14 protein-coding genes are annotated in these 11,636 nt (G+C 39.5%); 6 read left to right on the top strand and 8 right to left on the bottom strand.

Translation table 11 applies throughout. The features are described 5' to 3' along the window. Positions 1-205: 205 nt before the first annotated feature. The 4 genes from I6F48_RS14160 to gpsA are packed head-to-tail and all read left to right on the top strand — an operon-like array spanning position 206 to position 2,457. Positions 206-637, top strand: coding sequence for a rhodanese-like domain-containing protein (locus I6F48_RS14160; RefSeq protein WP_002957784.1), 432 nt, complete (start codon positions 206-208; stop codon positions 635-637). 31 nt (positions 638-668) lie between these two features. Continuing rightward, positions 669-926: a glutaredoxin 3 gene (gene grxC, locus I6F48_RS14155; protein WP_002957783.1), complete on the top strand. Its 258-nt coding sequence runs from the start codon at positions 669-671 to the stop codon at positions 924-926. A 34-nt stretch (positions 927-960) separates the two neighbouring features. Beyond that, entirely contained in the window at positions 961-1,446 is a 486-nt protein-coding gene (gene secB / locus I6F48_RS14150) for a protein-export chaperone SecB (protein ID WP_010553360.1), read from the top strand. A 3-nt stretch (positions 1,447-1,449) separates the two neighbouring features. Beyond that, positions 1,450-2,457: an NAD(P)H-dependent glycerol-3-phosphate dehydrogenase gene (gene gpsA, locus I6F48_RS14145; protein WP_165727138.1), complete on the top strand. Its 1,008-nt coding sequence runs from the start codon at positions 1,450-1,452 to the stop codon at positions 2,455-2,457. A 69-nt stretch (positions 2,458-2,526) separates the two neighbouring features. On the opposite strand, the gene trmL is transcribed toward gpsA, so the two are convergent. Then, positions 2,527-2,991 (bottom strand): tRNA (uridine(34)/cytosine(34)/5-carboxymethylaminomethyluridine(34)-2'-O)-methyltransferase TrmL, encoded by a 465-nt coding sequence (trmL, locus tag I6F48_RS14140; protein WP_007582820.1) that lies wholly within the window; start codon positions 2,989-2,991, stop codon positions 2,527-2,529. Positions 2,992-3,152: 161 nt separating this feature from the next. Here trmL and I6F48_RS14135 point away from each other — a divergent pair, with 161 nt between their 5' ends. Next, positions 3,153-4,019 carry a cation diffusion facilitator family transporter gene (locus I6F48_RS14135; protein ID WP_165727315.1) on the top strand — a complete coding sequence of 289 codons (867 nt, stop codon included), beginning with the start codon at positions 3,153-3,155 and terminating at the stop codon, positions 4,017-4,019. Here I6F48_RS14135 and I6F48_RS14130 read toward each other — a convergent pair. From I6F48_RS14130 to I6F48_RS14120, 3 genes are read right to left on the bottom strand one after another with little or no spacing between them, the layout of a single operon-like run. Beyond that, positions 3,979-4,926 carry an alpha/beta fold hydrolase gene (locus I6F48_RS14130; protein ID WP_007586153.1) on the bottom strand — a complete coding sequence of 316 codons (948 nt, stop codon included), beginning with the start codon at positions 4,924-4,926 and terminating at the stop codon, positions 3,979-3,981. The two genes, I6F48_RS14135 and I6F48_RS14130, sit on opposite strands and share 41 nt — an antisense overlap. Before the next feature lie 3 nt (positions 4,927-4,929). After that, positions 4,930-6,345 carry an ATP-binding protein gene (locus I6F48_RS14125; protein ID WP_024590618.1) on the bottom strand — a complete coding sequence of 472 codons (1,416 nt, stop codon included), beginning with the start codon at positions 6,343-6,345 and terminating at the stop codon, positions 4,930-4,932. Then, the gene (locus I6F48_RS14120) at positions 6,323-7,012 is read right to left on the bottom strand and encodes a response regulator (RefSeq protein WP_007586150.1); all 690 of its coding nucleotides are present in this window, start codon (positions 7,010-7,012) and stop codon (positions 6,323-6,325) included. Before I6F48_RS14120 ends, I6F48_RS14125 begins: the two co-directional genes overlap by 23 nt. Positions 7,013-7,177: 165 nt before the next feature. Here I6F48_RS14120 and I6F48_RS14115 point away from each other — a divergent pair, with 165 nt between their 5' ends. Next, positions 7,178-7,666, top strand: coding sequence for a periplasmic heavy metal sensor (locus tag I6F48_RS14115; RefSeq protein WP_165727139.1), 489 nt, complete (start codon positions 7,178-7,180; stop codon positions 7,664-7,666). A gap of 234 nt (positions 7,667-7,900) precedes the next feature. Here I6F48_RS14115 and yacG read toward each other — a convergent pair whose 3' ends face one another. The 4 genes from yacG to I6F48_RS14095 form a co-directional block, all read right to left on the bottom strand. Then, positions 7,901-8,131 (bottom strand): DNA gyrase inhibitor YacG, encoded by a 231-nt coding sequence (yacG, locus tag I6F48_RS14110; protein WP_007586146.1) that lies wholly within the window; start codon positions 8,129-8,131, stop codon positions 7,901-7,903. A 114-nt stretch (positions 8,132-8,245) separates the two neighbouring features. Continuing rightward, positions 8,246-9,922 (bottom strand): type IV-A pilus assembly ATPase PilB, encoded by a 1,677-nt coding sequence (pilB, locus tag I6F48_RS14105; protein ID WP_197119689.1) that lies wholly within the window; start codon positions 9,920-9,922, stop codon positions 8,246-8,248. A gap of 126 nt (positions 9,923-10,048) precedes the next feature. Beyond that, positions 10,049-10,690 (bottom strand): dephospho-CoA kinase, encoded by a 642-nt coding sequence (coaE, locus tag I6F48_RS14100; RefSeq protein ID WP_197119688.1) that lies wholly within the window; start codon positions 10,688-10,690, stop codon positions 10,049-10,051. A 1-nt stretch (position 10,691) separates the two neighbouring features. Further along, on the bottom strand, positions 10,692-11,585 hold the full coding sequence (locus I6F48_RS14095) for a prepilin peptidase (RefSeq protein ID WP_197119687.1): 894 nt from the start codon (positions 11,583-11,585) through the stop codon (positions 10,692-10,694). Positions 11,586-11,636: the final 51 nt, after the last annotated feature.

Below are 11,636 nucleotides of genomic sequence, written 5' to 3'. Positions count from 1 at the left end.
CTCATTGACTAACCTGAACTCTGCTTGAGATAGATTTATTATCCAGAGTTCTTGTTAACTATATATGGGGGGCTTTATCGTTTTTTAAACGTCTCTAAGTGCTCCTAAACTCGCATTTTAGGTTGGTTTGGGTATACTTGCGTGGCTAAAGTACAAAATCCTTAAAACATCACGTTTTAAAACATAATTTCATAGTGGAAGTAGAATGGATCAATATATTGAATTTATTACAAATCATCCCATTTTAAGCCTTGCTTGGGTTGGTATTGTTTTCCTTATTGTTAGTGGCTGGATAAAGAGTAAGCTTTCAGCTGTTCGTCAAATAAATCCTCAGCAGCTTACGTTACTTATTAACCGTGATGACGGTCAAGTAATCGATATACGTGCGCAAAAAGAGTTTAACGCAGGGCGTATTTCTGGTGCTGAGCACTTAAGCCCAGAGAATGCGAAAAAATCTGACTTTTCAAGCCTTGAAAAGTACAAGACTAAACCCATTATAGTTGTATGTACTACAGGTATGACTGCCCAAGGTACTGCAGCCGCTATGAGTAAAGCTGGTTTTGAACGAGTTTACTTATTAGCAGGTGGCATGGGTGCGTGGCAATCTGCCAGCTTACCAACTACAACAGGTCGCTAATCAGTTTAGCTAGGCCGATAGAGGATTTATTATGAGTAATGTTGTTTTATACACCAAGGCGTATTGTCCATTTTGTCAGCGTGCTCTTTCGCTTTTAAACAGCAAAGGCGTTGAATACACAAATTATGATATTGGTGTACAGCCAGAGCTACGCGATGAAATGATTGCCAAAGCAGGTGGTGCAAGCACAGTACCGCAAATTTTTATTAATGATGAACATATCGGTGGCTGCGACGACATGATGGCTATTGAAGCGCAAGGTAAACTTGACGCTAAGCTAAACGCTTAATTTAATTATAATAACGAACAAGTTAGGAATAACAATGAACGAAGAAAATCAAAACGTAGCAGCTGCAGAAGCCGGCGCACAATTTACTATTCAACGTATTTACACTAAAGATGTATCGTTTGAAACGCCAAACTCTCCGGCCATTTTTCAAAAAGAATGGACGCCAGAAGTTAAGCTAGACCTAGATACACGCTCTAATAAACTAGACGAAGGTGTATTTGAAGTTGTTTTAGCGCTAACTGTAACCGCTTCTCTTGGTGAAGAAACTGCGTTCTTATGTGAAATTCAACAAGCAGGTATTTTTACTATTGCTGAAGTTGAAGAAGTGCAACTTGCGCACATGCTAGGTGCATTTTGTCCTAACGTGTTGTTCCCATATGCACGTGAAGCTGTTTCAAACCTTGTTAACCGTGGTACTTTCCCACAGCTTAACCTTGCGCCAGTTAATTTTGATGCGTTATTTGCACAATACATGCAACAACGTACTGCGCAAGCTGACCAGGCTTCAGCAGACGCATAACTTATGAGTACAGCAACTACAGCTGTTACTGTATTAGGGGCGGGGTCTTACGGCACCGCCCTTGCTATTTGTTTAGCCCGAAATGGTCACCACGTGACACTTTGGGGAAGAAATAGCGACGACGTTGCCACGCTTGCAGCTGAGCGGAAAAATCAACGTTACTTACCTGATGCTCCTTTTCCAGATACTCTTACTCTTGAAGCTAACTTACAACATGCCGTTGCTAGCAGCGCTATTGTACTTGTTGTTGTGCCAAGCCATGCTTTTGGCGACACACTTGCGCAGATCAAACCTGCATTGCAAGACGGTGCTAAAGTAGCGTGGGCAACTAAAGGGCTTGAGCCTAATACTGGACGTTTGTTACAAGAAGTGGCTTTGCAAGAATTGGGTGATGATATTCCACTTGCGGTACTGTCGGGTCCTACGTTTGCAAAAGAAATGGCGATGGGTTCACCTACAGCTATTTCAGTGTCTTCTACGTCACCTGAATTTGCTCAGCAGCTTGCTGATTTACTTCATTGTGCTCGCTCATTCCGTGTGTATAACAATGATGATTTTATTGGTATACAGCTCGGTGGTGCGGTTAAGAATGTAATTGCCATTGGTGCCGGTATTTCGGACGGTGTTGGTTTTGGCGCTAATGCGCGTACCGCACTTATCACCCGAGGCCTTGCAGAGCTTACTCGTTTAGGTTGCGCTCTTGGTGCTAAGCCAGAAACCTTTATGGGAATGGCAGGCCTTGGCGATTTAATACTAACGTGTACAGATAACCAATCACGTAATCGTCGATTTGGTTTAGCGTTAGGTAAAGGCGAAAGCGTCGATGCTGCTATTGAGTCAATTGGTCAAGTAGTGGAAGGCTTTAGAAATACTAAAGAAGTGTATTTATTAGCGCAGCGTAGCGGTGTAGAAATGCCGATTACCGAGCAAATTTATAAAGTGCTTTATGAAAATAAAGATATGAAAGAAGCTGCAATGGCGCTATTAGGCCGAGAGCAACGTTCTGAATAATTTTATAAGCGTTTATAAAACTAAAAAACCGACGTTATGTCGGTTTTTTGTTGTTTAGCTCAAAGCTATTTACTGCGCGTTAGGAAAACCCAACTGGCGCCAAGACTCGTAGACAAACACAGCTACTGCGTTTGACAAGTTCATGCTGCGGCTATTGGCTTGCATAGGAATACGCACACGCTGCTCTTTTGGCAGTGCTTGGATCATATCGTCAGGCAAGCCGCGAGTCTCTGGGCCAAATACCAAGCAGTCACCCGCTTCGTAACTTGCTTCATGGTGAAACTGACTACCTTTGGTTGTACATGCATATATTTTTTTTGGTTTACATTTTTCAAGGTAATCTTCAAATGAGGCATGGCGTTGAACATGACTAAATTCATGATAATCAAGTCCTGCACGTTTCACGCGCTTATCGTCCCACTCAAAACCTAACGGCTCAATTAAATGTAATGCATAGCCGGTATTGGCACATAGGCGAATAATATTACCAGTGTTAGGCGGTATTTCAGGTTGGTATAAAACAATATCCAGCATAATGAGCCTTATAAAATAATCTGTAGTTTGACGAAGGGCAGTATACACGAAACCTTTTAAAAAAATGATATACTCACACTATTGAGTACTCCTAATTATCGGATTAAAACGTGCATAACCGTAGCTACGAATTTTGGGTTAAAACTTCAAGCATTGTTACCATGGTAATGGTTAGTTTAATGATTGGCGCAAAAACATGGGCATGGCTGGCTTCTGGCTCGGCTTCAATGCTTGGCTCGTTAACTGATTCGTTAATGGATATTACTGCCACCGCCATGAGTTTTTTAGTGTTAGGTTACGCACTGCGCCCAGCGGATGATGACCATAGATTTGGACACGGTAAAGCCGAAGCACTTGCAGGGCTTGGACAAGCTGCGTTTATTGCAGGCTCAGGTTGCCTACTTGCTTTTCATGGTATTGAGCGATTATTTAACCCTATACAGTTAAGCCATTCTTTATTAGGTGTGTGGGTAAGTATTTTTGCTATTGCGTGTACGCTGGTCATTGTATTTGTACAAAACAAGGTGGTTAAGTATACCGATTCAATTGCTATAAAAGCCGACTCAGTACATTACAAAGGTGATTTAATATTAAATGCCGCTGTGCTATTAGCTATTTTGTTAGCTTATTATGGTGTGTTGTATGCCGATCCTGTTTTTGCGATAGGTGTAGCGGGTTACTTACTTTATAACAGTTGGGATATTGCTCGCGATAGTGCCGATCATTTAATGGATAAAGAACTGCCAGATGATGAAAAGCAAAGCATATTTGATATAGCCAGAGCCCATGCTGACGTACATGGTGTACATGATATTCGTACGCGCCAAGGCGGAAAAGTTAAGTTTATCCAAATGCACTTAGAGCTTGATGATCATTTAAGTTTGATTCGCGCACATAACGTAGCTGATGAAGTAGAGGCAATGCTTAAAGAACGTTTTGAGTCTGAGGTAGATATATTGATCCACCTCGACCCTTTGTCGGTACTTGCTAAGCCGTCACCGACTCACAAAACTGATACAAACTTTTAAGCAATGGCTGGCGTATTTCATCACGTTCAAAAAACAGCTCGTGTTTAGCGCCTTCAAAGCTTTTAAGTACCGTGTTTACGTGCCTGTTTGCTAATTTATATTGGGCATTGTTATCAACCACTTCGTCGTTTTGCGCACTGGCAATATAAAGTGGAATAGTCACGCTTAAGTTATCCACAGAAGTTATAAATGCAAACGTCGCATTTAGCCAGCCGTAAGTAACACCGCCGAGCTGTAGTAATGGCTCTTCTTGATATGTTTGCCTAAATAGCTCGTAACGCACTGGGCTGCTGGTTAATACATTTGTAGCAAACTCATCGGGTATGTAATCGGTTTGTCCTAGTGCGTAATTGTCTTTTTGACCCAAAAGGGTTGCAGTACTTGCTATTAATTTAGCTAAAGGTTTTGGTGTGTTTTTTGTATAAATATCAAGCATAGGCGCTGATAAAAACGCGCCACTAAAATTGTGTTCAAAATGCGCAAGGTAATCAAATGCTATGGCGCCGCCCATTGAATGACTCACTAACACCTTTTTACCTTGCCAATGAGTATCCACTATTTGTGTATTAAATAAGTTTAGGTCTGCGCTGTAATCTTTAAATTGATTAACATGGCCTTTGTGCTTATTTAGTAGGTGGCGATAAGAGCGGCCTTGTCCTTGGTGATCGGCTATGAATATGGCAAAATTATTGTTATACAGCTCCCATAACAACTCTTTATATTTATCTAACCCTTCAAGGCGCCCAGAGCTTATTACAATGGCATTTTTGGCTTTATCTGGTATGGCATAAGCATAAAATAATTGCCCGTTAGGTGTATCTAAATAAGCTTTAATTAGCGTGTTTTTATAAAAGTTATTAATTGTTATTTGATTACTCTTAAGCTCACGCTCACTACTATAAAACATGCTTTACTCTTTTATTAATGGCAAGGTTATATTAGCACACAAGCCACCTAGTTCTTTATTTGATAATACTAAACTGCCGCCATGCGCAGTAATAGCATTTTTAGCAATCGCCAGACCTAAACCCGTGCCACCACTTACGCGATCCCGCGCATCTGACTGTCTAAAAAAGGGCTCGCAAAGCTTGCTCAGTTGATCATCTGGCACACCAGAGCCATCGTCACATATTTCTATATAAATGGCATCAGCATGCTTTAGAGTAATACTAATCGTATTATTTGCGTATTTAATGGCGTTGCGTAATAGGTTTTCAAGCGCACTGGCAATAAGGCCTTCGTCGCAATTAATGTTTACGTCTACAGCGCCCACTATATTTAGCTGCTTATTATTTTGTTTTGCTTCAAACTGCGCATCGTTAATAACGTGATCTACAATTATTTGTAATGATTGTTTTTGCAGTGAAAGCGCTTGGCTTTTTGCTTCTAAGCGAGAAACTTGCAGCACGTCGGCAATCATTTTATCGAGTTGATTAGCTTCTTTTTCTATGCGTAATAAATACGATTGGCTAGCGTCGTTAGCTTGCATTTGTGCAAGTCCGGTAGCCATTTTTAAACGTGTAAGAGGCGATCGTAATTCATGTGATATGTCGGCTAATAAGCGTTTTTGTGAACTAATTAAAAGCTCTAACTGATTAGCCATGCTGTTAAAATCTCGCCCTAGTATTCCTAGCTCATCTTTTCGGTTTACAGAAATGTCGGCTCTTGCGCTTAGGTTACCCGCTGATAGTTTAATTGCCGCTTTTTTAAGGCTATTTATAGGGGCTATTAAGTTACGGCTAAATACAAAGCTTAAAATAAGAGAGGCAACAATTGCGATGACTATTTTCATCCAATTAGGCATAAGCTTAAAGCGCATTATTAGCGGTGGTTGATGATTAATATCTATTTCATAAAGATAAAAACTCCCTTCAGGCACGTTTATATTAACAGGGCCGAAGGCTTGATATTTCTCAGTGAAAATAATTTGCGGTGACATATTTTGAGTGAAGTTTAATAAACTTAAGTCGATGCTCTCTGGCACCTCTTTACTACTAAGAGAGTCCTCGCTTTGAGCTGCGCTTAAGTATAAAAGTTTACGCTTTGATAGGCGAGGGTGTACTAATACTTCGCTTAGGCTGCGCTTATGTTTAATAGCAGTGCGCTCAATACTTTTGGCGGTATATATTAGGTTTTTTTTCATTGGGCCATAAAGTGGCTCGTTAGATACCGCATTAATAGCGGTTATATTACTTAAAAATATAAGCGCTGCTACGGTGCCGATTATAGTTAACCAAAACCAAATAAATACTTTAAAAAACAGGTAGTGCCCAGGATGTTTTAACCAAGCAAAGTAAGTGCTTTTATTCGCCTTGGATAAAGACATAACCCGTACCTCGCATTGTTTTAATTCGCTCACCTGGAATATGCTCAGCTATTTTTTTACGGATATTACTTACATGCATATCGATAGAGCGATCAAAAGAAGCTAAGCGCCTGCCTAGCACTTCTTCGCTAATTTGCTCTTTACTAACAACTTCGCCTGCATTTTTACACAATAGCGTGAGTATTTCGTACTCTGTACCGGTAAGGGTTAGTGTAGAGCCGTCGATTGAGGCCTCTCGCGCTGCAAGGTTAACAGTAATACCATTAACGAGTAACTTACTCGTTGTAGCTGCATTTAAGCTATTAATGTGCTCTATACGGCGTGTTATCGCTTTTACGCGGGCTAGTAATTCACGATGATTAAAAGGCTTTGGAATATAATCATCAGCGCCTAGCTCTAGGCCAAAAATACGGTCAAAGTCTTCACCTTTTGCAGTAAGCATTATGACCGGTGTGAGTTTTGTTTGCCTAAGTTGTTTAAGTACTTCAAAACCATCAAGCGTTGGTAACATTACATCTAGCAATATAAGGGCGTAGTCATTTGCTTGTGCTAGTTTAAGGCCCTGCTCACCGTCGTGTACGCTTTGTATTTCAAACCCTTGGGCAGTTAAATACTCACTTAATAGCTCGCAAAGACCAGTATCGTCATCAATCATTAATAGTTTCATTTACAAACCCTTAGAGTTGTTTATGGCGTTATTTTACCCGCTAAATAGTGCAAAGGTGAATCTTTACACAACCTTTACACTGCTTTGCGTTACTTTGCATTGAGTTAGGTATAGTTAACTCACTGGCTTAGCAGCCACAACCAACCCAATATTAAGGTAATGATTATGACTAAATTAAACACACTTTCAAAATTAGTACTTATCTGTGGCTTAGCAACAGCAACGCTTGGTGCTGGTAGCGTATTAGCTAAAGGCGACGGACATAAACAAGGCCATTCTCAAGCTCGTTTTTTACTTTCTGATCGCGGCGTTGAAAAATTAAGCTTAACAGATGAGCAGCAAACTAAGCTAAAGGCTATTTTTGAAGCGCAAAAAACACAAATGAAAGCGTTGCGTGGCGACGATAAAGAAGCCCGTAAAGCGATGCGTGAAGCGCACAAAGCTAAAATGGATGCGTTACTTTCGGCTGCAACATTTGACGAAAATGCAGCAAAAGAGCTATTAAATGAACGCCGCGAAAAAGGTGAGCAATTTGGTTTAATTAAACTAAAAACGCAACACCAAGTAATGCAGGTACTTAACGCTGAGCAAAAAGAGAAATTTGCTAAAATGCAAAAGCGTATGAATAAAAAGCACCGTAAACAAAAAAGTTAATTATACTTTTTGTAAATACTAAAAAACCAGCTTAATGCTGGTTTTTGCTTTTATACCAATTCGCTTAATTAAGTGATCTATTTTGAGGGAAGAAAGTCGTGTCGATAACAAGGCAAAAATTTCGTTATTTAGTTGTTCTATATCAGAAATTTTTAACGCAGTTAACGTCAGATTTAACCCCTCAAATTGATTAAGTATTATTGCGGATTGGTATTAGGGCATAATGAAGATAAATTACTTAAAAAAGTCATCTTCATTTTTAGCCAGCATAGCTTCAATATCTTCAATCATGTCTTGGCTAAACTCTTCTGCGGACGTGATTGGTGCAGAAATCCTGTTATTTTCAAACGACCATTCACCTAAATCAATTAGCTGACAGCGTTTTGAGCAAAAAGGACGAAATGGGCTTTGCTCTGACCATTCAACTTTAGTTTTACAGGTTGGGCAGTTTACAATAGTAGGCATAATTTACTCTTTACAATCTTTTTCTGCATTTTACATTACTTAGATATGAGTCTCTAGGTATAAGTAAGGCTCTGAATCTAGTGTTCAGAACCTTGTAGCTTTTACTATGGACCTTTAAAAATTAGTCACGCGATTAATTTCACCAAGGGATGTAAGGCCATCGGCTGCTTTGCGTAAACCCGATAAACGTAAATTATTAAATCCGGCTTTAAGTGAAACGTCAGCTATTTCAAGCGAGTTACCACCGCGCATAATAATTTGGGCAATTTCAGGGGTAATTTGCATTACTTCGTAAATACCCACTCGGCCTTTATAACCATCGGTACAGCTATCACACCCTTTAGGCGTATATAACGTCATTTCTTCAACTTGCTTGGCGCTAAATCCTTGGCGAGCCAGTTCTTCACTCGGAAGTTGTTCTGGCGTTTTACATTTAGGGCATAAACGACGTGCTAAACGCTGGGCTATAATTAAGCTGATCGAACTTGCTACGTTATAAGCGGGCACACCCATATTTAATAAACGGGTGATTGTTTCTGGTGCTGAGTTTGTATGCAATGTTGATAAAACCAAGTGACCTGTTTGCGCCGCTTTTATTGATATTTCTGCGGTTTCTAGGTCACGTATTTCACCTACCATAACTACATCAGGATCTTGACGTAAAAATGCACGCAGTGCATTGGCAAAAGTCATATCGGCTTTAATGTTAATTTGTACTTGGTTTACACCTTCAAGGTTAATCTCAACCGGATCTTCCGCAGTACTAATATTGCGCTCTGGCTGGTTTAATATATTTAAACCTGTGTATAGCGATACTGTTTTACCAGAACCCGTTGGCCCTGTTACTAGTATCATCCCTTGAGGCTGGGCAAGTGCATCCATATAGAGCTTTTTCTGCTCAGGCTCATAGCCTAATACATCAATGCCTAACATAGCGCTTGATGAATCAAGGATACGCATTACTATTTTTTCGCCCCACAAGGTAGGCATGGTACTTACACGAAAGTCGATACTTTTACGTTCAGTGATTTTTAGTTTTATACGACCATCTTGTGGTTTGCGTTTTTCGGCAATATCGAGTCGCGACATTACTTTAATACGCGCAGAAAGCTTGGTTGCTAATGTATTAGGTGGGCTTGCAACTTCATGCAAAATGCCATCAATACGAAAGCGAATACGGTACTTGTGCTCATACGGTTCAAAATGTAAATCAGAGGCGCCTTTTTTAATGGCATCCATTAAAATTTTGTTGATGTATACGATGATAGGCGCATCATCTTTGTCGTCATCTTGTGGTGCTGTATCTCTTTGGCTTTCTGAATCTAAGTCAGCAAATTCTTGAAACTCGTCATCAGTTAGATTTAAGCTGCCAGTGGCATCTAGTAATTGCTCGATTTTGGCATCGAGTTGAATATAATCAACAACAACAATTTCGCATGAAAGACCGGTACTAAACTCAAAGTTTTCGAATGCGCCGTAATCTGTAGGATCGGATGCTGCTATGTAAACTTTTCGATCTTTTTGAACAAGCGGCAAAATGTGATGCTTGCGAATAAGTTTTTCTTTTACAAGATCGGCCGGGATTTTTGTAGGATCAAAATCTTTTAAATCAAAATAGGGTACGCGAAACAAATCGATACATTGTTCAGCTAAATCATTACTATCGATTTTTCCACATTTAGAAATAAGCTCAGCTGTTGAGGCAAATTCATTTTGTTTGTTTTTAACCGTGTCGGCATCAATGCGGCCAAGGGTTATAAATTTTCTCAATAACGGTGAGTTAATATTCATTGCGCACCTGTTTTATTCCTTCAATAGTAAGCAATTTATCAGAAAAAAGAAGGGGATTACATCACCTTTCATTCTTTGTTGTGATTTTACTAACTAAAATACGAGTTTGTGTGAGTTAGGACAGTGTTAATGTGAGTTTGTTTTGTTGTGTAATGCATATTGTAGATACTTTTTATGAAGATCAACAAGTTCTATATGCACTAGGTTTAAACTTCGGTCATTATTTAAAATATCATCCGCTTTTTGCTGTTTATTGGCTCGTGACATTTGTGAGGCAATAATACTTTTAACTTGCTCAATACTTGTGTTGTCACGTTTTACTGTACGCGCTATTTGAACAGAGGTTGGCACGTCAATAAGTAAGGTATGGTCGCAATACTTATCAAGGTTGTTTTCAAACAATAAAGGCGCGACTAAAACAACATAAGGGCTGGTTGCATTGTTTAAATCGGTTAGTATTTTTATCCGTATAAGAGGGTGCAATAACGCATTAAGCCATTCTTTGTCATTGTTGTTAGTAAATATTTTTTCGCGCAATTCTGCTCTATTTAATGTGCCATCAGGCAATAAAATATGTTCACCAAAGTGAGCTGTAATCGCTTTTAGCCCTTTGCTATTTGGGAGTACTACTTCACGCGCAATTATATCGGCATCAACTATTGTAATACCAAGCTCTTCAAACATATTACTAACGGCTGTTTTTCCACAGCCAATACCGCCCGTTAAACCTAATACCCAGCTGTTTACTTTAGTAATTTGCTCACTCATTTTAATAACCAATTAAATTAAAATAAGCGCCTTGAATTTGGTTACCCCAAAGCATTGCAATCCAGCCAGCTATGGCTAAATAAGGCCCAAAAGGGATAGGGGTCGCTTTGTCTTTACCTTGTATGCTTAATAGTGCAATACCTATAATTGCACCTACTACGCTCGAAAGCAGAATAATAGTGAGTAATGACTGCCAGCCAAGCAAAGCACCAAATACAGCAAGCAGTTTAAAGTCGCCATAGCCCATGCCTTCTTTACCGGTTAATAACTTAAATAACCAAAACACGCTCCATAAGCTTAAATAACCACAAGCCGCGCCAATAATGGCATCGGTTGGTGTAATTGTGTAACCCAATACCGAGGCAATAAGTGCAAGCCATACAAGCGGTAATGTAAGCTGGTCTGGCAGTAACATGTGGTCAATATCAATAAAGGTTAGTGCTACTAAAATCCACGTTACAAAAATATATAAAAGGGCTTGCTCGGTCGCACCAAAGCTATAAGCAACAACTAAACTTAATATGGCAGTAATTAGCTCTACAGCAGGGTATCGGGCCGAAATAGGATTACTGCAGCTTGCGCATTTACCTTTAAGTGCTAACCAACTAATAATAGGAATATTCTGCCAAGGTTTAATGGCAGTTTTACATTTAGGGCAGGTAGAGTTGGGTTTTACTAAGTTAAAAGGCTCGCTGATATTGGCTTGTTTAGGTTTATTCCCTGTAAGTTCATCTTCTAACAGTAGTCTGCATTCGCTTTGCCACTCACGTTGCATCATTAGCGGTAAGCGATAAATAACCACATTTAAAAAACTACCAATACATAAACTAATTAAGCCAACGGTGGTTAAGTAAAACCACAACTGGCTTTGCATTACTTCTATAATACTTTGCATCATATTACCTGAAAATTATTTTAAAAATTAAGCGTTTAAAAATTAAGTGAA

The sequence above is a fragment of the Pseudoalteromonas sp. SWYJ118 genome (assembly GCF_015864505.1).
Lineage (GTDB): Bacteria > Pseudomonadota > Gammaproteobacteria > Enterobacterales > Alteromonadaceae > Pseudoalteromonas > Pseudoalteromonas arctica.
The sequence above is the reverse complement of the archived record's forward strand: the minus strand, read 5'-3'. Positions and strand labels throughout refer to the sequence as shown.

Coding starts and splice junctions, on each gene's coding strand:
- pilB (WP_197119689.1), bottom strand. CDS start 9,922: ATGAATATTAACTCACCGTTATTGAGAAAATTTATAACCCTTGGCCGC.
- I6F48_RS14120 (WP_007586150.1), bottom strand. CDS start 7,012: ATGAAACTATTAATGATTGATGACGATACTGGTCTTTGCGAGCTATTA.
- grxC (WP_002957783.1), top strand. CDS start 669: ATGAGTAATGTTGTTTTATACACCAAGGCGTATTGTCCATTTTGTCAG.
- secB (WP_010553360.1), top strand. CDS start 961: ATGAACGAAGAAAATCAAAACGTAGCAGCTGCAGAAGCCGGCGCACAA.
- gpsA (WP_165727138.1), top strand. CDS start 1,450: ATGAGTACAGCAACTACAGCTGTTACTGTATTAGGGGCGGGGTCTTAC.
- I6F48_RS14125 (WP_024590618.1), bottom strand. CDS start 6,345: ATGTCTTTATCCAAGGCGAATAAAAGCACTTACTTTGCTTGGTTAAAA.
- yacG (WP_007586146.1), bottom strand. CDS start 8,131: ATGCCTACTATTGTAAACTGCCCAACCTGTAAAACTAAAGTTGAATGG.
- I6F48_RS14135 (WP_165727315.1), top strand. CDS start 3,153: ATGGTAATGGTTAGTTTAATGATTGGCGCAAAAACATGGGCATGGCTG.
- I6F48_RS14095 (WP_197119687.1), bottom strand. CDS start 11,585: ATGCAAAGTATTATAGAAGTAATGCAAAGCCAGTTGTGGTTTTACTTA.
- I6F48_RS14160 (WP_002957784.1), top strand. CDS start 206: ATGGATCAATATATTGAATTTATTACAAATCATCCCATTTTAAGCCTT.
- trmL (WP_007582820.1), bottom strand. CDS start 2,991: ATGCTGGATATTGTTTTATACCAACCTGAAATACCGCCTAACACTGGT.
- coaE (WP_197119688.1), bottom strand. CDS start 10,690: ATGAGTGAGCAAATTACTAAAGTAAACAGCTGGGTATTAGGTTTAACG.
- I6F48_RS14115 (WP_165727139.1), top strand. CDS start 7,178: ATGACTAAATTAAACACACTTTCAAAATTAGTACTTATCTGTGGCTTA.
- I6F48_RS14130 (WP_007586153.1), bottom strand. CDS start 4,926: ATGTTTTATAGTAGTGAGCGTGAGCTTAAGAGTAATCAAATAACAATT.